At 29.1% G+C, this 22886-nt stretch carries 24 protein-coding genes and 2 riboswitches; of the genes, 23 read left to right on the forward strand and 1 reads right to left on the reverse strand.

Going from position 1 to position 22886, the window contains the following annotated elements:
* The first annotated feature begins 9 nt into the window (after nt 1–9).
* The 6 genes from TEGL_RS03665 to TEGL_RS03690 all read left to right on the forward strand — a co-directional run bounded on the left by TEGL_RS03665 (nt 10) and on the right by TEGL_RS03690 (nt 4097).
* Complete coding sequence (locus tag TEGL_RS03665; protein WP_018592731.1) at nt 10–456, forward strand: transcriptional regulator GutM; 447 nt, start codon at nt 10–12, stop codon at nt 454–456.
* Between the two features lie 22 nt (nt 457–478).
* Nucleotides 479–1033, forward strand: coding sequence for a PTS glucitol/sorbitol transporter subunit IIC (gene srlA, locus TEGL_RS03670; RefSeq protein ID WP_018592732.1), 555 nt, complete (start codon nt 479–481; stop codon nt 1031–1033).
* Between the two features lie 26 nt (nt 1034–1059).
* Nucleotides 1060–2085, forward strand: a complete 1026-nt coding sequence (srlE, locus tag TEGL_RS03675) for a PTS glucitol/sorbitol transporter subunit IIB (protein WP_018592733.1) — start codon at nt 1060–1062, stop codon at nt 2083–2085.
* A gap of 61 nt (nt 2086–2146) precedes the next feature.
* On the forward strand, nt 2147–2509 hold the full coding sequence (locus tag TEGL_RS03680) for a PTS glucitol/sorbitol transporter subunit IIA (protein WP_018592734.1): 363 nt from the start codon (nt 2147–2149) through the stop codon (nt 2507–2509).
* Nucleotides 2510–2600: 91 nt separating this feature from the next.
* Nucleotides 2601–3275 carry a fructose-6-phosphate aldolase gene (fsa, locus tag TEGL_RS03685; RefSeq protein ID WP_018592735.1) on the forward strand — a complete coding sequence of 225 codons (675 nt, stop codon included), beginning with the start codon at nt 2601–2603 and terminating at the stop codon, nt 3273–3275.
* 18 nt (nt 3276–3293) lie between these two features.
* Nucleotides 3294–4097: a histidinol-phosphatase HisJ family protein gene (locus TEGL_RS03690; RefSeq protein ID WP_018592736.1), complete on the forward strand. Its 804-nt coding sequence runs from the start codon at nt 3294–3296 to the stop codon at nt 4095–4097.
* A gap of 40 nt (nt 4098–4137) precedes the next feature.
* Here TEGL_RS03690 and TEGL_RS03695 read toward each other — a convergent pair whose 3' ends face one another.
* Nucleotides 4138–5004, reverse strand: coding sequence for a YitT family protein (locus TEGL_RS03695; RefSeq protein WP_018592737.1), 867 nt, complete (start codon nt 5002–5004; stop codon nt 4138–4140).
* 306 nt (nt 5005–5310) lie between these two features.
* Between TEGL_RS03695 and TEGL_RS03700 the strand changes: the two genes are divergently transcribed.
* The 17 genes from TEGL_RS03700 (at nt 5311) to TEGL_RS03780 (ending at nt 22874) form a co-directional block, all read left to right on the forward strand.
* Nucleotides 5311–5772, forward strand: a complete 462-nt coding sequence (locus TEGL_RS03700; protein WP_018592738.1) for a hypothetical protein — start codon at nt 5311–5313, stop codon at nt 5770–5772.
* Nucleotides 5773–5935: 163 nt separating this feature from the next.
* Complete coding sequence (locus tag TEGL_RS03705) at nt 5936–7234, forward strand: aminotransferase class V-fold PLP-dependent enzyme (protein ID WP_018592739.1); 1299 nt, start codon at nt 5936–5938, stop codon at nt 7232–7234.
* Between the two features lie 169 nt (nt 7235–7403).
* Entirely contained in the window at nt 7404–7832 is a 429-nt protein-coding gene (locus TEGL_RS03710; protein WP_018592740.1) for a MarR family winged helix-turn-helix transcriptional regulator, read from the forward strand.
* A gap of 11 nt (nt 7833–7843) precedes the next feature.
* Complete coding sequence (locus TEGL_RS03715) at nt 7844–9211, forward strand: MATE family efflux transporter (RefSeq protein WP_018592741.1); 1368 nt, start codon at nt 7844–7846, stop codon at nt 9209–9211.
* Between the two features lie 104 nt (nt 9212–9315).
* A complete protein-coding gene (locus TEGL_RS03720; RefSeq protein WP_018592742.1) occupies nt 9316–10767 on the forward strand; it encodes a DEAD/DEAH box helicase in 1452 nt (483 codons plus the stop codon).
* Nucleotides 10768–10901: 134 nt separating this feature from the next.
* Nucleotides 10902–11789, forward strand: coding sequence for a MerR family transcriptional regulator (locus TEGL_RS03725; protein WP_018592743.1), 888 nt, complete (start codon nt 10902–10904; stop codon nt 11787–11789).
* 145 nt (nt 11790–11934) lie between these two features.
* Complete coding sequence (locus TEGL_RS03730) at nt 11935–12141, forward strand: RNA polymerase sigma factor (RefSeq protein WP_018592744.1); 207 nt, start codon at nt 11935–11937, stop codon at nt 12139–12141.
* A 1-nt stretch (nt 12142) separates the two neighbouring features.
* Nucleotides 12143–12610: a metallophosphoesterase family protein gene (locus TEGL_RS03735; protein ID WP_018592745.1), complete on the forward strand. Its 468-nt coding sequence runs from the start codon at nt 12143–12145 to the stop codon at nt 12608–12610.
* A 213-nt stretch (nt 12611–12823) separates the two neighbouring features.
* Nucleotides 12824–14233: an AmmeMemoRadiSam system protein A gene (gene amrA, locus TEGL_RS03740; protein WP_018592746.1), complete on the forward strand. Its 1410-nt coding sequence runs from the start codon at nt 12824–12826 to the stop codon at nt 14231–14233.
* Nucleotides 14234–15220, forward strand: a complete 987-nt coding sequence (amrS, locus tag TEGL_RS03745) for an AmmeMemoRadiSam system radical SAM enzyme (RefSeq protein WP_018592747.1) — start codon at nt 14234–14236, stop codon at nt 15218–15220.
* Nucleotides 15221–15410: 190 nt separating this feature from the next.
* Nucleotides 15411–16082 carry a LacI family DNA-binding transcriptional regulator gene (locus TEGL_RS03750; protein WP_018592748.1) on the forward strand — a complete coding sequence of 224 codons (672 nt, stop codon included), beginning with the start codon at nt 15411–15413 and terminating at the stop codon, nt 16080–16082.
* Nucleotides 16083–16123: 41 nt separating this feature from the next.
* Nucleotides 16124–17065, forward strand: a complete 942-nt coding sequence (locus TEGL_RS03755) for an ROK family glucokinase (protein ID WP_018592749.1) — start codon at nt 16124–16126, stop codon at nt 17063–17065.
* Between the two features lie 274 nt (nt 17066–17339).
* Nucleotides 17340–17442, forward strand: a riboswitch (glycine riboswitch).
* 275 nt (nt 17443–17717) lie between these two features.
* Nucleotides 17718–18998: a glycine/sarcosine/betaine reductase component B subunit gene (locus tag TEGL_RS03760; protein ID WP_018592750.1), complete on the forward strand. Its 1281-nt coding sequence runs from the start codon at nt 17718–17720 to the stop codon at nt 18996–18998.
* 12 nt (nt 18999–19010) lie between these two features.
* Nucleotides 19011–20318 (forward strand): glycine reductase complex selenoprotein B, encoded by a 1308-nt coding sequence (gene grdB, locus TEGL_RS03765; RefSeq protein WP_242827289.1) that lies wholly within the window; start codon nt 19011–19013, stop codon nt 20316–20318.
* Nucleotides 20319–20410: 92 nt separating this feature from the next.
* Complete coding sequence (locus TEGL_RS03770; protein WP_242827291.1) at nt 20411–20566, forward strand: hypothetical protein; 156 nt, start codon at nt 20411–20413, stop codon at nt 20564–20566.
* A gap of 258 nt (nt 20567–20824) precedes the next feature.
* Nucleotides 20825–20924: riboswitch (glycine riboswitch) on the forward strand.
* Nucleotides 20925–21090: 166 nt separating this feature from the next.
* On the forward strand, nt 21091–21453 hold the full coding sequence (locus tag TEGL_RS03775) for a GrdX family protein (RefSeq protein ID WP_018592753.1): 363 nt from the start codon (nt 21091–21093) through the stop codon (nt 21451–21453).
* A gap of 140 nt (nt 21454–21593) precedes the next feature.
* Entirely contained in the window at nt 21594–22874 is a 1281-nt protein-coding gene (locus TEGL_RS03780) for a glycine/sarcosine/betaine reductase component B subunit (protein WP_018592754.1), read from the forward strand.
* The last annotated feature ends 12 nt before the right edge of the window (nt 22875–22886 follow it).

Below are 22886 nucleotides of genomic sequence, written 5' to 3' on the forward strand. Positions count from 1 at the left end.
TGAGTAAATATGATATTTTGGGCTGTAATTATAAGTTTAGGTGCAGCATATGTAGTTCAATTTTTATTAACTATGATGCAAATGAAAAATTTTAATTTAAACTTTAGAGATTTAAGACGAATGGGTCGAGTTGCCATAGGAAAGAAAAAAGGCGGATTTGTAGCAGGATCAATAGCAATGTTTGCAATAGATGATAAAGGAATTATCTTAAAAGGAATGTGTTTATCTGGCGTTACAGTACTTGCTAGATTTAAGGAATTTAATGATTTAAATGGAATTGATATTGCTACTATAACAAAAGACCATGTTAGATCTTATTCGAAACAAGTTCAAAAATCAATATTAGATGCCTCTTCAAACTATATCACTATAACAAGTGGTGGTAGCATAGAAGATCCTAAGAGTCCTTTTGAAAAGGTTGCAGGATCAATACAAAAAGTAGCAACTCAAAAATAAATTAATGGAGGTTTGAATAATTATGGATGCAATTATAAAATTCGCAGAAGGTTTTATGGGGCTGTTCTCTTTAGGAGCAGAAACTTTTACAAGTTGGGTAACAGGAATAGTACCTCAAGTATTATTACTATTAATAGCAATGAACACTATAATAAGATTAATAGGAGAGGAAAAAATAAACAGATTTGCTAAGTTTTCAGCAAAAAATCCTGTACTTCGTTATATGGTAGTTCCTTTCTTAGGAGCATTTATGCTAGGTAATCCAATGGCATTATCACTAGGTAGATTTATGCCAGAAAGATATAAACCAAGCTACTATGCATCTGCAAGTTATTTCTGTCATACAAGTAGTGGTGTTTTCCCACATATAAATCCAGGGGAAGTATTTATATTTTTAGGAATAGCAAACGGAATATCAACATTAGGACTAAGTACAATGCCATTAGCGGTAAGATATTTATTAGTAGGTTTAGTATGTAACTTCATGAGTGGTTGGGCGACTGATTTCACAACTAAAATGGTTATGAAACAACAAGGTATTGAACTAAGTAAAGAAGTTAAAACTGTAGCAGCGTAGGACTAAATCTAAGGGAGGATATAAAGATGTCAAAATTCGGGACAATTGAAATAAAAAAAGGTAATGGAGGATTTGGTGGTCCTTTAACAGTAACACCAACAGAAGAAAAAAATAAACTTTTATATATAACAGGTGGTGGAGCTAAACCAGACATAGTAGACAAAATAGTAGAGCTTACTGGTTGTGAAGCGGTAAACGGTTTCAAAACATCTGTACCTGAAGAGCAAATATTTTTAGCTATAATAGATTGCGGTGGAACACTTAGATGTGGTATATATCCACAAAAAAGAATACCAACTATAAATGTAATGCCAGTTGGAAAAAGTGGTCCTCTAGCTAAATATATAACTGAAGATATATATGTATCTGCAGTTGGAGTTGATCAAATAAGCTTAGCAAAAGGAATTGTTAATAAACAAGAAACTTCTAATGAAGCTCAAAAATCAAAAGAAGAAGAACAGCAAAGGGAGTTTAAATACAGCGCGGATAAAAAAATAACTCAAACTACTGAAAAAGATGGAAGCACTAGCTTATTAACTAAAATAGGTATGGGAGCTGGAAAAGTAGTAAATACTTTCTACCAATCAGCTCGTGATGCTGTACAAACTGTAATAAACACGATATTACCATTTATGGCATTCGTTGCACTATTAATAGGTATAATTCAAGGTTCTGGTGTAGGTGATGTATTCGCAAAAGTAATGACTCCTCTAGCAGGAACAGGAATAGGTCTTGTATTAATAGGATTTATATGCTCATTACCATTCTTATCACCACTTCTTGGACCAGGAGCAGTTATAGCTCAAGTTATAGGAACATTGATAGGTGTTGAAATTGGAAAAGGAAATATAGCACCAAGTTTAGCTTTACCAGCATTATTTGCAATAAATACTCAAGGTGCATGTGACTTTATACCAGTAGGACTTGGTCTTGCAGAAGCAGATCCAGAAACAGTTGAAGTTGGTGTTCCAGCTGTATTATATTCAAGATTTTTAACTGGTGTACCAAGAGTATTAATAGCTTGGGCAGCTAGCATAGGATTATATGCATAATATAAAATAAAGAATATTTAAAAATATATGTAAACTTTATGTAAACTTAAGGAGATTCAAAATGGAAACAATATACAAAAATAAAATAAAAAATATAGGTTCAGAAGTATCAGCCTTTGAAGGGGAGCCAATGTTTATATTATTTGGAGATAATGCTCCAGATACATTAAAAGATTTCTGTTATACAGTAGATATACAACCAGTAAGTGAGACTATAGAGGTTGGTCATACAGTTGAAATCGATGGAAATGAATACAAAATAACTGCAATTGGAAATGTTGCAGAGCAAAACTTAGTAAGTTTAGGTCATGTTACTATAGTATTTGATGGGTCAGCAGAAGCTTCTTTACCAGGAAGTATATATGTTGAAAGTTTAGAGGTACCAAAACTATCAATCGGTAGTGAAATATTAATAAAAAAATAATTAATACTTTATATTGAAAAAAAATCAGTTACTTCTGTATAGAGGTAACTGATTTTTTCTAATAATTGTATACAAAATTTAGGAGGTAATTATGGAGTTAATATTAGATACAGCAAATTTAGAGGACATAAAAGATCTGTACACTCATTTAATTATAGATGGTGTGACTACTAATCCAAGTATAGTTTCAAAAGAAGGGAAAGATTTTGAAATACTTATAAAAGAGATTGATGAAATTATAGGCCAAGATACACCAATACATGCACAAGTAGTAAGTACAGAATTTGAAGATATAATAGAAGAAGCTTTATTTATAAGTAGTATAAGAAAGAATATGTATGTAAAAATACCAGTAACAAAAGATGGGCTAAGAGCTATAAAAGAACTTAAAAAACAAGGAATAAAGATAACTGCAACAGCAATATTTACTGCACATCAAGGTTTTTTAGCTGCAAAAGCCGGTGCTGATTATGTTGCACCTTACGTTAATAGATTAGACAACATTAGTGCAGATGGAATATCAGTAGTAAGTGATTTAGTTAGAATATTAAATACTTATAATATGAAAACAAAGGTACTTGCTGCTAGCTTTAAAAACTGCCAACAAGTTTTAGAATTAATGAAATCAGGTGTTCATAGTGTAACTGTACCATCAGATATATGTAGTGCAATGATGAACCATCCTTTAACTAGTTGGAGCGTAGATAAATTTACTGAAGATTGGTATGGTGCTTTTGGAGAAGATACAACAACAAAGAAAAAGTAATGAATAGGGGGAAAGACTATGTATTATGACTATCATATGCACTCGAGTTTTTCTGAAGATAGTAAAACACCTATGGATGATATGATAAAAAAATCTATAGAATTAGGTCTAAAAGAGATATGCTTTACTGAGCATATAGACTATAGTGTAATAATAGATGATGAAGAAAGAGATATTAGTGTAGACTATAAGGATTATTTTTCTAGATTGAATTATTTTAATGAACTTTACAAAAATGATATCACTATAAAAAAGGGAATAGAAATGGGACTGCAAGGTCATGTACTAGATAGATGTTTAGAAGATGTCATCAATAACGACTTTGATTTTGTTATAGCATCAATTCATACAATTGATAAGCAGGAGTTGATAGGAAAAAAATTCTATCAAGACAAAACTCAATTAGAAGCCTATAGACAGTACTATGAAACTTTGTACGGTGTGATGAAGAAATTTAAAAATTATTCTGTACTTGGTCATGTTGATATTGTTAAAAGGTACGGTGATTTAAACAATATAATAGACGATAAGGTATTTGGTGATGAAATTGATGAAATATTAAAAATGGTAATACATGAAGGTAAAGGAATAGAGATTAATACATCTTGTTTTAGATACAAATTACCAGATTTAACTCCTTCATCATATATATTAAAAAGATATAGAGAACTTGGAGGGGAAATTATTACTACAGGTTCAGATTCTCATAATCCAGCTCAAGTGGCTCATGAATTTAAAAGAATTTATGAAAATTTAAAAGATATGGGATACAAATATGTCTGTACTTTTGACAAAATGAAGCCTAACTTTATAAGTTTATAGACAATAAAAAGGTGGTATCAAAAAAGATACCGCCTTTTTGCTAATACATTTGTTTGAAACCTTCCCCAAGTGCTTCGTGAACATCTGTAATAACTACAAATGCATTATGGTCAACACTTTTGACGATTTTTCTAAGAGTAGATACCTCTCTTTTACCGACTACAACAAGTAAAGCATCTTTTTCTTCTTTTGTATAACCACCTTTGGCACTTAAAATAGTAACTCCTCTATTCATTTTTTCTAATATAGCATTAGATATTTCATCTGGTGAATTTGATATAATAGTAAAAGATTTGGCACTATAAAAACCTTGCACAACCATATCGCTTACTACAACAGCAACGTATAATCCTAGTGCAGAGTATAAACCAATCTCTATTTTTCCTGTAGCGAATATTGATGACATAACTACTATAAAATCCGCTACTCCCATTAATTTGGGAACACTAATGGATGGAAGCCATCTGTTTAATATTAGACCTATTAAATCTGTACCACCTGTTGTTCCGTTGATATTAAATATTACACCAAGCCCTAATCCTAAAATTACTCCACCAGTAAGAGTTGATAATAAGACGTCGTTAGTAATTTGGAAATTTTCGAAATTTTCGAATAAATTTAGCGCTAAAGTAAAGAAAACTATTCCGGATAACGTTTTCAAACATTCTCTTTTTGTTAGAACTTTGTATGCTAAGATAAATAATGGCACATTAAAAATTAAGTTCACAAACCATAAGGGGATGTTAAACAGATAATTGATTATTACTGCTAATCCTGTTAATCCTCCAGGAGCAATTGAATGAGGATCAAAGAACAATACAAAAGATAATGCCATCAAAAGACATCCCATAATAAGAAGGAATGTTTCATATAAAAATTCCTTTAAGCTAATTTTTTGTTCTCCCATAATAAACCTCCATATAAATATAGGTATGATGTATGCTAATATTTCTTCGGTTATAAGTAACATTCTAATCTTTATTTTAATGAAAAACAACAACTTGGGCCAAGAATTAAAATTTTAATAATTTGTACTTTATTTATATAAAAAAACTATCATATAAGTTTAAAAAGTATATTTTAAGTAATTTGAATTCATTGAAATAAAACGAAATAGGCAGAAAATACCAGTAGTATAAAAATTTTTTTATAATGAAAATAACATCATTCTCAATTACAATATAATTACAAACATATAAAGGGGTGTCATAAAATGAGTTTTTTTAGTGGGGAATTAAGAACTTTTGATTTATGCAAAATGAATGAGGAAATATGTAAAAAAGTTGCTGTAAAAACGTGCTACAATGGTATAAGTACCTGTTTAAAGGAAGATGAAAAAGACAAGAAGATTGAAGAATTATTAAAGTATAAGGGGCAGCTATATTATTTTTTTGGTAGTAGAAATGAACAGTATTTATCATGTATAAATGGAAAAAACTATATTATTGATGATGAGTCAAAAGGAAATTCACAAGGTATATATATGTCAGATGCATATATTAATGCTTATGAAGATATAAACTTAGGATTTTTAATTTCATGTAATGGTAAAAATATAGAAATACATCCGGCTTTAGAAGGGGAAGCTATAGAATGCCGAAGATGCGAAATTGTAGAAGATTGTGGCGATTTGAATAAAGAAATGAAATATTTTATAAATAAATACATATTATAAAGATAGAGGAAAAAATAAAGGAATATGGACTTTGACATATTCCTTTATTTTATGGAAAGATAAATAAATATGTGGCTATCATATGTAGAAAGTAACCTTATTTAAGAACAATCATATATATAAAAATGTAAAGTATAATTTTATAAGAAGGGATGCTAAACTTATGGATATATATAATAATCATAATAAATATAGAGATTTATTTATTGGAGTAGACAATCCAGTTCAATTGGCAGATGGAAATATGGCTATGCCCATAGGATTTGATAATGGAGCAACTACGCCATCATTAAAATCATCATATAGAGAATTAAGTAAAGGATTAATAACATATGGAGCTGTAGCTAGGGGAACTGGCCAGAAAAGTGAAATAACTACTCAAAAATATGAAGAGGCAAGACAAATTATACTAGATTTTTTTAATGTGGGTAGTGATTCAAGATATACTGCAGTTTTTGGAAAAACTACAACTGAGTGTATGAATTTATTAGCAAATGTTTTAATTAAAAGTAAAGATGATAAAATAATTACAACAAGAATGGAGCATCATGCCAATGATTTGCCTTGGAGATATAGCGCTACAGTAGAATATATTGATGTTGATGAAATAGGAAGAATAAGCGTTGAGAGTATAGAAGATAAATTGAAGGAAAATAATGGTACAATTAAATATGTAACTGTAACAGGAGCATCAAATGTAACAGGATATGTAAATCCTATACATGAAATAGCTAAAATATGTCATAAATATAATGCAAAAATAATAGTAGATGGTGCTCAATTAGTTGCTCATAAGGAAATAAATATGAAGGGCAAAAAGCCAGGAGAAGAAATAGATTTTCTTGTTTTCTCTAGTCATAAATCATATTCACCATATGGAACAGGTGTAATAGTTGGAATGAAGGAAGAATTGTCAAACTTAACACCGTTTTTAAAGGGAGGGGCATGTGTAAAAGCAGTTACAGATTATGATGTTATATGGGATGATCCTCCAGCTTTGCATGAAGCAGGTAGCCCAAACTCATTAGGAGCTATGGCTACAGGTAGAGCATTACAAGAATTGAAGAAAATTGGTTTTGATAATATATATGAACATGAAATGATGTTAAAAGAATTTATAATAACAGAAATGAAAAAAATAGACAGGGTTATATTATATGGAGATAATGAAAATATAGATGATCGACTAGGTATTATTGTTTTTAATATAGATGGTGAAAATTATAAAACAATAGGTAAAAGATTTGCGGATGAAATGGCAATTGCTCTAAGAACTGGAAAGTTTTGTGCACATCCATATGTTAATAGGTTAATGGGAATTAGCGATGAAACTGCATGTAACAATGCTTATAATAATAAACCGACAAATGGAATGTTAAGAGCTAGCTTAGGACTTTATAATACTATGGAAGAAGCAAGGGCATTTATAGCATATACTAAATATTTAGTATCAACTTTATAATTATTTATTTTTTAAGAGGATAAGTATTTGAAATACTTATCCTCTTTTATTATTTATATGTAGTTACTAAAGAAGATAAAATTTTTATAAAAAATAGTTGCAATCACAACTAAATATGTTATACTAATATAGTTGCATACACAACTAAATAAAGAAAGGGGAGAGGTATATGAAAAAAAATAATTGTGATAATATTGGAAAATATATTTCTCAAATATATAGAAAAGGCCGTATTTTCATTAGTAAAGGTCTGGAGGAATATAATATAGGTCAAGGTCAATTTATGTACTTATTAGAACTTTATATAGAGGATGGTAGAAATCAAGAGGAATTAGCTGAAGTACTTAAAATAGATAAAGGAACTACAGCAAGAGCTATAAAAAAGTTAGAAGAAAATGGATTTGTAAGAAGAGAAAAGGACGAAAATGACAAAAGATCCAACAGGGTTTATTTAACAGAAGAAGGAAAAGGAGTAAAGAATGATATATTCTTTATTTTGAATCAATGGGATGAAAAAATGAGCGAGCAATTAAATAAAGAAGAAAGAGAATTAATGATAAAACTACTTAAAAGAGTTTGCTCTAATATAAATATATAGGAGGAAAATGTATGAATAAAAATCAGGCAGAATTAGGAACACAATCAGTTGGAAAATTATTATTAAAATATTCTGTGCCAGCTATAATAGGAATGATGGTAAATGCACTTTACAATGTGGTAGATAGAATATTTATAGGGAATATACCTGAAGTAGGTTCTATGGCTATAGCAGGACTTGGTGTTACAATGCCTATACTTACAATAGCGTTAGCTTTTGGAATGCTTGTTGGTGTAGGTTCAGCAACAAATGTTTCTATAAAATTAGGACAAGGTAGAAAAGAAGAGGCGCAAAATATAATAGGAACAGGTATGTTATTATCAGTAGTATTAGGTGTTACACTTACCATATTAGGACTTATATTTTCAAAACAGATACTAATATTATTTGGTGCTAGTGATGCAACCTTATATTACGCAAAATCATATACAGATATAATTATTGTAGGAACAACATTTTCTATAATGGCGATGTTCTTTAACAATGTTATTAGAGGAGATGGAAATCCTAAATTATCAGCAATTATAATGACAGTTGGATGTCTTACAAATATAATATTAGATGCACTATTTATTTTTAAGTTTAATATGGGAATCCAAGGTGCAGCAAGTGCAACAATAATATCACAAGCTATAACAGCTATGTGGGGACTTTCATATTATTTAAGAAAAAAATCTAATTTAGAGTTTAAGTTATCAACTGTTAGATTAAATAAAAATGCAGCAAAATCTATTTTAGCAATAGGTGTGTCACCATTTGCAATTCAGCTTGCAGCAAGTTTAGTTCAAGTTATAAGTAACCAAAGTTTAAAAACTTATGGTGGAGATTTAGCAATAGGAGCTATGGCTACTATAAGTTCAATTTCAATGATATTTTTAATGCCTTCATTTGGAATAAGTCAAGGTATGCAACCAATAGTTGGATTTAATTACGGGGCCCAAAAATATGACAGAGCAAAAAAAGCATTACAAATATGTTTAATAGCATCTACATGTATATTTGTTATTGGTGCAATGATAATAAATATAGCACCAGAGTTTTTAGTAGGAATGTTTAATAGTGATCCAGAACTTATGGGTATAACAGTAAATGGACTTAAAAAATACACAGTAACTTTACCAATATTGAGTGTTGGAATTATAGGGACAAACTATATCCAATCAATTGGTAAAGCTAAAATATCAATATTGCTTAGCTTACTAAGACAATGTATATTCTTAATACCTTTAATAATGGTATTACCAAAGTTCTTAGGATTAGATGGAGTTTGGTTCTCACAACCAGTAGCAGATATTATTGCTATAGTTATAATAGCGGCAGTATTAGTTAAAGAAGTAAAAAGTTACACCAAGGTAAATAAAGAAAAAGCAGTAGCTTAAATACACAAGTCAGCATTAATAATTAGTGCTGACTTTTTTGTTTTGAATAATGTTAATTAGACAATTATAATGATAAGAGATGTTATGAAATTAAGGAGATAAAAATGAATAATAAATTTGAAAAGTTTAATTTAGATAAAAATATAATAAAGTCATTAAATAATTTAAATTATAAAGAACCTTCAAAAGTTCAAGATGAAGTTATTCCTAGGTTATTAGAAAGAGCAGATGTAATAGTGAAATCTAAAACAGGAAGCGGAAAAACAGCATCTTTTGCCATACCAATGGTAGAAAAAATTGATATAGATAATAACAAAGTACAAGGATTAATAATAGCCCCAACAAGAGAGTTAGCACTACAAATTAAAGAGGAAATACAAAATATAGGAAGAATAAAAAAAGTTAGATGTAGTGCAATATTTGGAAAACAACCACTAAGGGAGCAAGTAACAGAGTTAAAACAAAGGGTTCATATAGTAGTTGCTACACCTGGAAGAATAATTGATCATATTGGAAGAGGGACTATTGATTTAAGTAATATAAAATACTTTGTAATCGATGAAGCTGATAAAATGTTACATAAAAGTTTTGTTGATGATATGGAATTTATACTAAGCAAGTTACCTGAAAAATCATGTAAAGGGATGTTTTCAGCAACTATAGATAATAACATAAATTTAACTTGTGATAAATATATGAAAAATCCACTTAGAATAGATATTAAAGAAGATGAAAAAATAAAAAAACAAATTAGTGAATATTTTATTAAAAGTGAAGAAAATGATAAAGATGAATTATTAAAAAGGATTATTTATAAGGAATGTCCAAAATCTTTAATTATTTTTGCAAATACAAGAAATAAAGTAGATGAAATTTACAAGAATATGAAAAAAGATAAGTTTAATGTTGGAGTAATACATGGTGATATGTCTCAGGATAAAAGATTATTTATCATCAAAGATTTTAAAAATAATAAATTTAACATATTAGTAAGCAGTGATATTACAGCTAGAGGTATTCATATTGAGGATATTTCTCTGGTAATAAATTATGATGTACCAAGGGATAAAGAAAACTATATTCATAGGATAGGAAGAACAGGAAGAGTTGATAAATGGGGAAAAGCTATTACAATAGTTTCGTCTAGAGAGAAAAGATATCTTCAGGAAATAGAAGAGTATACAAATGATAAAATACAAGAAATAGAAAGTATTGATGATAATGAAGTGAATTTAGGCAAAATAAAATTTGATCAACAGCAAAATAATCTATCAAACAATAAAAGAAATAAGAATAAGGAAGTTAAAAATTTAAATGATGAAATAACTAGAATTTACTTGAATGTTGGAAAGAAGAAAAAAATAAGAGTTATAGATATAGTTGGAGCATTTAGCAATATTGAGGGAATAAGTAATGAAGATATTGGTGTAATTGAAGTAAAAGATACATGTTCTTATGTAGACATCTTAAATCATAAAGGAAAATCATTTTTAAAAAATCATAAGGAAATTATAATTAAGAAAAAACAGGTAAAGGTTAAAAGAGATAATTCATAGGATTAATTGCACTAATTATTTTTTAAAATTAAAAAGAATTTATTAAAAGAAGCATATTGATATAAATCTTATTGACTTGTACCTTACGTATAGCAATATAATTTGTTTAAAATAATTAGTGAGGAGTGAATAATATGCAAATAAATGAAGTTGTTCAAGTTGTTGATTTGACAAAGCGTGCGATTAAATATTACGAGGAACAAGGACTTTTGTCAATCAACAAAGATGAAAATGGATATAGAAATTATACTAAAGAAGATATAAAAATTTTAAAAGAGATTTCTATTTATAGAAAGTTAGGTATTAGCATAAAGGACATTAAAGTTTTGCTTGAAAATAAAGATAAGCAATTATTAGAAAATATATATAAAGAAAAAATAAATAAGCTTGAAGATTATAAAAGTGAAGCAGAATCTTTAAAAAGATTTATTGATAACAATGACGTGGAAGAAATATACGAAAACTTAGATTATGAAACTTTAGGCAAAGCAATACAAGATATGATTCCAGGATTTTATGGTTACTATTTTATGAATCATTTTATGCCTTATTTGCAAATGAAAATTAAAACAAAAGAGCAAAAGGATGCATATAAAAGGATAATTGAATTTTGGGACAATGCAGAAATCAAAATACCTTTATTGATGAAAATTAATAGTTTTATCATGTATAAATTATTACCTAAGCAAGACATGAGCAAAATGGTAGAACAAATGGATGCTAAGACTAAAGAATATATAAATATAAGTGATGAAGCATATGAAAAGTTAAAAGAACAGACAGCAAGAGGTGTAAAAATAAAAAATAGTTTCTTTTTTAAATATCATCCTGCATTTATTTTACAGAGAAAGTTTATGCAGCGTTTACAAGATAGTGGTTATAATGATATATTTATTCCAAATATGATTTTATTATCACCTAAATATAAAGAATATCATGAAGCTTTAAGTAAGATTAATAAACGTATTTGTAATGATTTGGGATTACATTATGATTCAAAATACAATTTAATTATGAGATGATAAAAATAGGAGTAGTTTTACTCCTATTTTTTAGGTGCAAATAAATTATAAGATAATAAACAGATTTTTAATTGGAATAAAAAATTTAAATATATATTGTAACGAAATACATTTTATAATCACTAATAATATGAAAGGAGGATTTATGTTAATTATTAAAAAAATATATGAAGAATACAAACATGATGTTTTTATATACCTTGTAAGTTTAACAAAGGATGCCTCTCTTTCTGAAGATTTAGTGTCGGAAACTTTCTTAAGTGCGATTAAATCATTACATAGGTTTCATAATGAAGAGCAAGATAAAATAAAGGATAAGGAAATGGAATCCATAAAAGATGAGGAGAAATAAATTGAAAGAAAAATATATGGTAGGTATCATATCAGATACTCATGGATTATTACGAGATGAAGTAATTGATTATTTGAAAAAATGTGATTATATAGTACATGGTGGCGATATTAACTCAGAAGATGTTCTAAAAGAATTGAAAAATATAGCTCCTGTATATATGGTGAGAGGTAATAATGATAAAGGTGAGTGGGTAGAAAAACTACCAAAAGAATTATATTTTAATATAGGAAAGATTAGATTTTATATGGTACACAACAAAAAAGATATTTCATATAATTTAAAACCTGTAGATGTAATTATTTTTGGACATTCTCATAAATATTTTTGTGAGAAAGTGGAAGAAATACTTTGGTTAAATCCCGGTAGTTGTGGCAAAAGACGATTTAACCTGCCTATAAGATTTGTAATTATGACTATTGAAAAGAATAATTATAAGATACAAAAAATTGATATTTTGCTTGGTTAGAATAAAACACCCAAATTGTAATAAGTAGGGTGTTTTTTAGCTGAAAGTTATTAAACAACAAAGTCTAAGTATTAATTTATAGAAAAAAGAGGGTATCTTAATACAATTCTAAAACATATATAATAAGGATTTTTTTGTATTGTAAAATATTACTTAAAAAAATAGGGAAAATAATAAGAGGATACATTTTAAATCTAAAGAGAGGTGTATATTATGGAAAATATATTAAGATATTATTTAATGCCTCATCCACCTTTGATAATTCCATCTGTGGGTAAGGGACAAGAAAGAGAAATACAAAGTACTATTGATGCTTGTAATCAAGTAGGAGAAGAAATAAGTAACTTAGAGCCAGAAACTGTGGTAATTATAACCCCTCATGGAACTATGTTTTCAGATGCTATTGCAATTTCAAATGAGGAATATATAAAGGGAGATTTTAAACAATTTAACGATTTTGATACTTACATAGAAGGTATAATTGATAAAGTGTTTAATGAAGAATTAATTAATATTTGTAAGGAGGAAAATATACCAGTAACAAGGATAGATTCTAATATTTTAAGCAAATTTAATAGAGAATATGAGCTAGATCATGGAGCTATGATACCTATGTATTTTATAAATAAGTATTATAAACAATACAAAATAGTTCATGTTACATATGCAGCGCTTAGTGATATTGAACTTTATAAGTTTGGCGTGGCCATAAGAAAAAGTGCACAAAACTTAAATAAAAAGATAGTGTTTATAGCAAGTGGAGATTTGTCTCATAGATTAAGTGAGAATGGACCTTATAACTATTCTCCAGAAGGTTCAAAATTTGATAAGTTATTATTAGATAATTTACAAAAAGGTGATGTATTAAGCGTATTTAATATGGATAAATACATGGTAGAATGTGCAGGAGAATGTGGATTAAGGTCTGTATTTATAATGCTTGGAGCTATGGAAGGAGAAGTAGTTAAGGGTAAATTATTGTCTTATGAAGGACCATTTGGGGTTGGATATGGAGTGATGACTTTTAATAATGAGTTAAAAAACCAGAGTAATTTAGAAGAATTAATCAATCTGAAAAAGGAACTTTATAATAAAAAAGTAGCTAATGATAACTTATATGTAAAATTAGCTAGGGAAAGTTTAAATCATTATTATACTTATGGTCATTTTATGGCAAAACCAAGTAATTTACCAAAAGGACTTAGTAAAGAAAAAGGTGGAGTATTTGTATCTTTAAAAAAATTTGGAAAGTTAAGAGGTTGTATTGGAACTTTCCTACCAACTACCGATTCTATAGCAGAAGAAATAATAAGAAATTCAGTGAATGCAGCAATAGAGGACCCAAGATTTCCAAATGTTACAGAAAATGAATTGTTGGACATAGATATATCTGTAGACGTTCTTAGCAGACCTCATAAATCTACAAAGGCAGAATTGAATCCTAAAAAATATGGTGTTATAGTTATTCAGGGATATAAAAAAGGATTATTACTACCAGACTTAGATGGAGTAAATACTGTGGATTATCAACTTAAAATAGCTTGTGAAAAGGCTGGTATAAATCCACATGAAGAATATGAAATAGAAAGATTTCAGGTGACAAGATACAAAGAAGGTGTATAGATGGAAGAAAAATTAAAATTTTACAAAGAGAAAGGAAATTGCATAAAATGCCACCTTTGCCCTCATAACTGCTTTTTAAGTGAAGGGAAATATGGAGTATGTAAACTTAGAACTGTAAAAAATAATATACCTATTGTCACAAATTATGGAGAAATAACTTCTGCCAATGTGGATCCAATAGAAAAAAAGCCCTTGTATCATTTTAAGCCAGGAATGGATATTTTATCTGTGGGAACTTTTGGATGCAATATGAGTTGTAGTTTTTGTCAAAATCATGAAATATCACAGAATAAATCTTCATCAGAATTTATTGATATAGATAAACTTATAAATTTAATAATAAATATACCAAATAATGAGGGTATAGCATTTACTTATAATGAACCTTTTATGTGGTATGAATATGTTTATGATGTGGCTAAAAAAATAAAAGAATACGATAAAAGCATTAGTATAATATTAGTGACTAATGGATTTGTAAATAAAGAACCTTTAGAAAAAATTTTGCCTTTTATTGATGCAATGAATATAGATTTAAAAGGATTTACACAAAAATATTATAATGAAATTTGCGGTGCTAAAATAGAACCAGTTTTAGAAACTATAAAAATAGCTAGTAAATATACTCATGTAGAAATAACAACTTTAATGGTTAGGGATGAAAATGATTCATTAGAAGAAATAGTTGGAATTGCAAAATTTTTATCTTCTATAGACAAAAACATTCCTCTTCACCTAAGTAGATATTTTCCAAATTATAAAATGAAAAATCAGCCCACATTAGTGGAAAATATTATGAATGCAAAGAAAGAAGCTAAAAAATATTTAAATTATGTATATGTGGGGAATGTAGCAGGTGTAGATAATAACACTTATTGCCCAAACTGTGGATATAATCTTGTAACTAGGGATATTTACACAACAAATGCTCATATTAAAGGTGATAAGTGTACTAATTGTAAGGAATATATAAATATAATATTTTAAAATAAAGTCCTCTTTTTAAGTAATTAAGAAAAATAGAAGAGGGCTTTTTTAGCACAAAAATGGTAAAGGTTTTTATATTAGAATGAAACTTCCTAAGTAGAAGTATTTGATTATAACTTAAAATATAATATAATTAAGAAGAATATAGTTACAATGAATTAAAAATGTTATATAAATTGGGGAGACGAGGATGAAAGTTACAATCAAAGATGTAGCAAAAGAAGCTAATGTTGCTGTTTCCACAGTATCTAGAGTACTTTCGGATAGTAGCAAAATTAGTGAAAAGACAAAAAAAAAGGTTTGGGATGCAGTAAAAAAACTAAATTATGTCCCAAATGAAATGGCGAGAGGTCTGGCAAACAAAAGAACGAAGATATTAGCAGTAATTATACCACAATGGATTTGTGATTCCTTTTACCATCCTTTCTTTCTTCAAGTTTTTAGAGGTATAAGCAATTGTGCAAAAGATAGAGATTATTTTATCATGTATGCTTTTAAAGAAAATGATGATACCTGGATTAATAGGTTTATACAAAGCAACTTTGTTGAGGGGATTTTATTATTTCACGAGGAAGAAGATAAAATCACTACTGAATTTTTAAAAGATATAGAGTTTCCTTTTGTTTCAGTAAGTATAAATCAAGATTTAGAAAAGGCACTATTCTTTGAAGATGAAGATGATAAGTTCATACATGAGGCAAATGGAAAATATTTAGGTCAATATGTAGCTAAAATAATGATGGATAAATTGGAAAGCAAAGATCCAGGTGAAAAGTATTATATAATAAACACTAAGTTAATTGAAAAAGAATCTTTAGTAGATAAAATGAAAAGTAAAGTTTTATATAATAGAAATATTTAAAAATAAATCAATAAATATATACAGCAAATTGGAGGGTTATTATGAAGAAATATTCGCTAGGAATTGATATAGGAGGGACTACAGTAAAACTTGGTTTATTTAATAATGAAGGTGAATTATTGCATAAGTGGGAAATTGAAACTAGAAAAATTGACAATGGAAAATATATTTTATCTGATATTACAGAGTCAATAAATAGCTTATTAGAAGAAAGAAATATATTTAAAGATGAAGTATTAGGAGCTGGAGTAGGAGTACCAGGACCTGTAAAAGATGACGGAACTATATTGGGAAGTGTAAATTTAGGATGGCCAGTATTTAATGTGTCAACAACTTTAGAAGAATTATTAAACATTCCTATAAAAGTGGCAAATGATGCAAATATTGCGGCGCTTGGTGAAATGTATAAGGGTGGAGGACAAGGATACAAAAATATGATAATGGTTACTTTAGGAACTGGGGTAGGTGGAGGAGTTATTATAAATAATAATGTAATAGCTGGATACACTGGTTCTGGTGGAGAAATTGGTCATATGAATGTAAATCCTCATGAAAAAATAAGTTGTAATTGTGGTAGAAAAGGTTGTTTAGAACAATATGCTTCAGCAACTGGAATATCAAGATTAGGAAGAGAAATTTTAGAAAAAGAAAGTTGTGAGTCTAAATTAAGAAATATTGAAAATATTACAGCTAAAGATGTATTTGACTTTGCCAAAGAAAATGATGAATTGTCTGTAAAAGTTGTAGAAAAGTTTAGCTCCATATTAGGACGTACTTTATCAAATATAGCTTGCATTTGTAACCCAGAGGTCTTTGTTATAGGTGGTGGAGTTTCGAAAGCGGGAGATATGTTATTGCATAACATAAAAAAATATTATTTAGAAAATGCCTTTCATTCAACTGCTGATACAGAGTTTAAATTAGCAACATTAGGAAATGATGCAGGTATATTTGGAGGCGCAAAGTTGGCAAGTGAAATTTAATTAAGATACTAAAAAATATTAATGTAATGAAAGTTATTAAAGAAGGGAATACTATACTTGAAGCTTAGTTTAATGACTTAACCACATTTTAGAGAGGAATGTCATATGTACATGTGACATTTCTTTTTTTATTGTTATAAAAAGTTAGAAAACTTATTGAAAATTATAAAAAATATTTATATAATATAATTAATATAAAAATAATTAATAAATAATTTTTATATTCTATTTTTCTAGTAAACAAATATGTTAATAAAAATGCATATTATGAAGGTTGATTACTGCAGGAGAGACTTATTAAATTAAGAGCCGAAGGAATAATTTAGTACCAAGCGAGTGCTAAAGATGATCTCAGGCAAAAGGACCGTAGTAGGACTTAACTCTGGAAAGCAAATAATACAACATGATAAAGCATATTGCACCGAAGGGGCAACTCTTTAAGAGGAAACTCTCAGGTTAAATACAGAGCAGAAAGCTATCTTACTTTCTGCTTTTTTTGTTGCAAAATTTTGTTATTTTAACACATCTATCACCATGTCGCATATAAATTATTTAAAAAGATTTGAATAAAGATGATTTATAAGTCTTAAATGGGCTTTTAAATAATGATGTTAAACCTAGTTACAAATAAAAATATTTGGAGGTGATTATTTTGAAATTAGAATTAGGATATGTAAAGGTAAATGACATATGCTTTTCAGATGTTTCAAAAGTAGAAAATGGTGTTATCTATGTTAATAAGCAAGAACTAATAGACTTATTAATGGAAGATGAAAATATTAAATCTGTTGATTTAGATATTGCTAGACCGGGAGATAGTACACGTATAATACCAGTTAAAGATGTTATAGAACCAAGAGTTAAGGTTGAAGGACCGGGAGGAATATTCCCAGGTATGATTAGTAAAGTTACTACTGTAGGTAGCGGAAAAACTAATGTGCTTAAAGGTTCAGCAGTAGTTACAACAGGTAAGATAGTTGGATTCCAAGAAGGTATTATTGATATGAGTGGTGAAGGTGCAAAATATACTCCATTTTCTAAGCTTTGTAACTTAGTATTAGTTTGCGAGCCTATTGATGATTTAAAACAACATAACCATGAAGCAGCTTTAAGATTTGCTGGATACAAAGCAGCCACATACTTAGGAAATTTGGCAAAAGATATTACTCCAGATGAAACAGAGGTTTATGAAACAGATTCAATAATAGAAGGATATAAAAAATATACAGAATTACCAAGAGTAGCTTATGTATATATGCTTCAAACTCAAGGTTTATTGCATGATACTTATGTATATGGTGTAGATGCTAAGAGAACTATATCTACTTTAATTTATCCAACAGAAGTAATGGACGGAGCAATAGTAAGTGGTAACTGTGTTTCTGCATGCGATAAAAACACAACTTATCATCATTTAAATAACCCAGTTATTCATGACTTATTTGAAAAACATGGAAAAGAGTTAAACTTTGTTGGTGTAATAATAACAAACGAAAATGTTTATCTTGCTGACAAAGAAAGGTCTTCTAACTGGAGTGCCAAATTAACTGAATTTTTAGGTGTAGACGGTGTAATAATCAACGAAGAAGGATTTGGTAATCCAGATACTGACTTAATAATGAATTGTAAAAAGATAGAAGAAAAAGGAATAAAAACAGTAATAATAACAGATGAATATGCAGGTAGAGATGGAAAATCGCAATCATTAGCTGATGCTGATTCTTTAGCAAATGCAGTTGTAACAGGAGGAAATGCAAATGAATTAATTACTCTTCCTCCGATGGATAAAGTGATAGGATATCAAGAGGTTGTAGATGTTATAGCTGGTGGATTTGACGGAAGTTTAAAACCAGATGGTTCAATAGTTGCAGAACTTCAAGTTATTACAGGATCTACAAATGAAATAGGTTTTAATAAATTAAGTGCAAGATAGTGAGAGGGGGGTTTGAAGATGATAAAAGTTGTTCAATATATAAATCAATTTTTCGCACAAATAGGTGGGGAAGAAATGGCTCATGTTAAACCTGAAGCGAGAGGGGGTATAGTAGGGCCAGGTGCTGCTTTTAATGTGGCGTTTAAAGGAGAAGCTGAAATAGTAGCTACAGTAATATGTGGAGACTCTTATTTTAATGAAAATTTAGAAGAAGCTAAGAAAGTAGTATTAGATATGGTTAAGGGGTATAATCCGGATGTATTTATAGCAGGACCAGCTTTTAACGCAGGTAGATATGGTGTTGCTTGTGGAGCAATAGCTACTGCTGTTAAAGAAGAATTAGGAATACCTTCATTAACTGGTATGTACGTAGAAAACCCAGGTGCTGACATGTTCAAAGACAAAGTTTACATGGTAGCAACTAAAAATTCTGCAGTAGGTATGAGAGATGCTGTAAAAGTTATGGCACCTCTTGCTCTTAAACTTGCAAAAGGCGAAGAAATAGGTGCATCTATTGAAGAAGGTTATATGCCAAATGGTGTAAGAAAGAACTTCTTTGATAGTGAAAGAGGGTCTAAGAGAGCTGTAGATATGTTAATTAAGAAATTAAAAGGTGAAGAATTTACAACTGAATACCCAATGCCTGATTTTGATAGGGTAGCTCCAAATCCAGCAATTAAAGATTTATCAAAGGCTAAAATAGCTCTTGTTACTTCTGGAGGTATAGTTCCAAAAGGAAATCCAGACCATATAGAATCTTCAAGTGCATCTAAATATGGTAAATATGATTTGGATGGATTCAAAGTATTAAGTAGTGCAGATCATCAAACTGCTCATGGTGGATATGATCCAGTTTATGCAAATGATGATCCTAACAGAGTTTTACCAGTAGATATAATGAGAGAATTTGAAGAACAAGGTGTAATAAGAGAGCTTAATAGATATTATTATTCAACAGTAGGAAACGGAACTTCAGTTGCTAATGCAAAAGGATTTGCTGCAAAATATGCAGAAGAATTGAAGGCTGATGGTGTGGATGCTGTTATCTTAACTTCTACGTGAGGTACTTGTACTCGTTGCGGTGCAACGATGGTAAAAGAAATAGAAAGAGCGGGAATACCAGTAGTACACATTTGTACAGTAGTCCCTATTTCTTTAACAGTTGGTGCTAATAGAATAGTTCCAGCTATAGCTATACCTCATCCACTTGGAAATCCAGCACTACCATTGGAGGAAGAAAAGAAAATAAGAAGAAATCTTATAACAAAAGCTTTTAAAGCATTACAAACTGAAATAGAAGATCAAACTGTATTCGAATAAAATTTAAATTATGTTTACATTGAGCAATATTTTATGCTCAATGTAAATATATAAAAATAAAATTTAGATAAGCAGGTATTTCTAATGAGTATATTAGAAAAAAGAAAGTCATCATAATTGGTAACAGAGATGGTATACCTGGTCCAGCAATAGAAGAATTTGAATCTAATGTATATGATGATCAAATAGGAATGATAGAAATGGTACTTGACATAGATTATATAGTTAATGAAATGACCACTAATTAAGATAGCAATTTTGTAAGTACTAAAAGTTAAAAATAAAGGGTTATAAATAGTAATTATCAACATATAAATTAATAAATATAGAAAAAAATAAAAATATTGAAAAATATAAAAAAACTTGTTGCTTATTATAGATATAATTAATTATAATCTAATTAAAATAGAAAAAAATTATAAATGAATAGAAACTTTAAGTGAATGAATAATAAGACGATTATTATATTGCAGAATAATTAGAATAATACAATTATTATATTAAGGATGACTATTACGGGAGAGACTTTTAAAAAGCGCCGAAGGAATAAGCCAATATTAAGCGAATATTGGTGATGATCTCAGGCAAAAGGACCGTAGTACGACTTAACTCTGGAAAGCAAGACATCATTAAGTTTAATCAATAAATATATGCACCGAAGGGGCAACTCTATGCGAATAGAGGAAAACTCTCAGGTTAAATACAGAGCAGAAAGCTAGGGGCTTTCTGCTATTTTATTGCAAAAAAATAGAACTGTTCTGGGGGATATAAAATGATAATAACTAACAACAATAAAGTATATGAAAAATACAAAAGTGATTATAAGATTTATTATAAGGAATGTTCTTTTAAAGAAATCTTACTTTATGTAAGAGATAGAGTTCATGAAGGACATATACTTTTAACTCACCCTCTGTCTAGTAGCATAAAACCAAATGAAACTCCATATAAATCAGTCCTAATATCTGATTATAAAGAATCCCTAGATTACAAATCTTTAACAATTATTGAAAATGCAATTTTAACATATGACAAATTTAAAAAAGATAAAGATTATACTGTTGAATTAACCGATAGAATAATGGATGATTTTAAAGTTGTAGATTTATCAATAATTGAAAATGCTCTTAAGTAAATAGAGCATATTTAGCAGAATTTATTATTCCATAGAAATAGTAATATGTTTTAATAGCGCTTATTGTGCTTTTAAATAAATACCTAGTTCAAGTAAATAAAATTTTTGTAAAGTAAATAAAATTTTTGGAGGTGATTTTTTTGAAATTAGAATTAGGATATGTAAAAGTTAAAGACATATGTTTTTCTGATGTTTCAAAAGTGGAAGATGGAGTAATTTATGTTAATAAGCAAGAGTTAATTGACTTATTAATGGAAGATGAGAATATCAAATCAGTAGATTTAGAAATAGCAAAACCAGGTGATAGTATTCGTATTATGCCAGTTAAAGACGTTATAGAGCCAAGAGTTAAAGTTGAAGGACCGGGAGGAATATTCCCAGGTATGATAAATAAGGTAACAACAGTGGGCTCGGGAAAAACGAATGTACTTAAAGGTTCTGCTGTAGTAACAACGGGGAAAATAGTAGGTTTCCAAGAAGGAATAATAGATATGAGTGGTGAAGGTTCTAAATACACACCTTTCTCAGGGTTAAATAACTTAGTAGTAGTTTGTGAACCAGTAGACGGTTTAAAACAACATAATCACGAAGAAGCTATAAGATACGCTGGATATAAAGCAGCTATATACTTAGGAGAGTTAGCTAAAGATATAACTCCAGATGAAGTAGAAGTTTATGAAACAGATTCAATAATAGAAGGATACAAAAAATACCCAGAACTACCAAGAGTAGCTTATGTGTATATGCTTCAAACTCAAGGATTATTACATGACACTTATGTTTATGGAGTAGATGCTAAGAAAACTATATCTACTTTAATAAATCCAACTGAAATAATGGATGGTGCAGTAGTAAGTGGTAACTGTGTTTCTGCATGTGACAAAAACACAACTTATCATCACTTAAATAACCCAGTTATACATGATTTATTTGAAAAGCATGGTAAAGAATTAAACTTTGTAGGGGTAATCCTTACTAATGAAAACGTTTATCTTGCTGATAAAGAGAGATCTTCTAACTGGAGTGCCAAATTAGCAGAGTTCTTAGGTGTTGATGGTGTAGTCATAACTCAAGAAGGATTTGGTAACCCAGACACAGACTTAATAATGAACTGTAAGAAGATAGAGGAAAAAGGAATAAAAACAGTTATAGTTACTGATGAGTATGCTGGTAGAGATGGAAAATCTCAATCATTAGCAGACGCAGATCCTTTAGCAAATGCAGTTGTAACAGGAGGCAATGCAAATGAGGTTGTTACTCTTCCTCCAATGGATAAAGTAATAGGATATCCAGAAGTTGCAGATGTTATAGCTGGTGGATTTGATGGAAGTTTACAACCAGATGGATCAATAGTTGCAGAGCTTCAAGTAATAACTGGGGCTACTAATGAACTTGGATTTAATAAATTAAGTGCAAGATAGTGAGAGGGGGGT

It is taken from the genome of Terrisporobacter glycolicus ATCC 14880 = DSM 1288 (assembly GCF_036812735.1).
In the GTDB taxonomy this organism is placed as follows: domain Bacteria; phylum Bacillota; class Clostridia; order Peptostreptococcales; family Peptostreptococcaceae; genus Terrisporobacter; species Terrisporobacter glycolicus.

Excerpts from the sequence above, each read along its gene's own strand:
- TEGL_RS03665 (WP_018592731.1), top strand. The coding sequence starts at position 10 with ATGATATTTTGGGCTGTAATTATAAGTTTAGGTGCAGCATATGTAGTT.
- srlA (WP_018592732.1), top strand. The coding sequence starts at position 479 with ATGGATGCAATTATAAAATTCGCAGAAGGTTTTATGGGGCTGTTCTCT.
- srlE (WP_018592733.1), top strand. The coding sequence starts at position 1,060 with ATGTCAAAATTCGGGACAATTGAAATAAAAAAAGGTAATGGAGGATTT.
- TEGL_RS03680 (WP_018592734.1), top strand. The coding sequence starts at position 2,147 with ATGGAAACAATATACAAAAATAAAATAAAAAATATAGGTTCAGAAGTA.
- fsa (WP_018592735.1), top strand. The coding sequence starts at position 2,601 with ATGGAGTTAATATTAGATACAGCAAATTTAGAGGACATAAAAGATCTG.
- TEGL_RS03690 (WP_018592736.1), top strand. The coding sequence starts at position 3,294 with ATGTATTATGACTATCATATGCACTCGAGTTTTTCTGAAGATAGTAAA.
- TEGL_RS03695 (WP_018592737.1), bottom strand. The coding sequence starts at position 5,004 with ATGGGAGAACAAAAAATTAGCTTAAAGGAATTTTTATATGAAACATTC.
- TEGL_RS03700 (WP_018592738.1), top strand. The coding sequence starts at position 5,311 with ATGAGTTTTTTTAGTGGGGAATTAAGAACTTTTGATTTATGCAAAATG.
- TEGL_RS03705 (WP_018592739.1), top strand. The coding sequence starts at position 5,936 with ATGGATATATATAATAATCATAATAAATATAGAGATTTATTTATTGGA.
- TEGL_RS03710 (WP_018592740.1), top strand. The coding sequence starts at position 7,404 with ATGAAAAAAAATAATTGTGATAATATTGGAAAATATATTTCTCAAATA.
- TEGL_RS03715 (WP_018592741.1), top strand. The coding sequence starts at position 7,844 with ATGAATAAAAATCAGGCAGAATTAGGAACACAATCAGTTGGAAAATTA.
- TEGL_RS03720 (WP_018592742.1), top strand. The coding sequence starts at position 9,316 with ATGAATAATAAATTTGAAAAGTTTAATTTAGATAAAAATATAATAAAG.
- TEGL_RS03725 (WP_018592743.1), top strand. The coding sequence starts at position 10,902 with ATGCAAATAAATGAAGTTGTTCAAGTTGTTGATTTGACAAAGCGTGCG.
- TEGL_RS03730 (WP_018592744.1), top strand. The coding sequence starts at position 11,935 with ATGTTAATTATTAAAAAAATATATGAAGAATACAAACATGATGTTTTT.
- amrA (WP_018592746.1), top strand. The coding sequence starts at position 12,824 with ATGGAAAATATATTAAGATATTATTTAATGCCTCATCCACCTTTGATA.
- amrS (WP_018592747.1), top strand. The coding sequence starts at position 14,234 with ATGGAAGAAAAATTAAAATTTTACAAAGAGAAAGGAAATTGCATAAAA.
- TEGL_RS03750 (WP_018592748.1), top strand. The coding sequence starts at position 15,411 with ATGAAAGTTACAATCAAAGATGTAGCAAAAGAAGCTAATGTTGCTGTT.
- TEGL_RS03755 (WP_018592749.1), top strand. The coding sequence starts at position 16,124 with ATGAAGAAATATTCGCTAGGAATTGATATAGGAGGGACTACAGTAAAA.
- TEGL_RS03775 (WP_018592753.1), top strand. The coding sequence starts at position 21,091 with ATGATAATAACTAACAACAATAAAGTATATGAAAAATACAAAAGTGAT.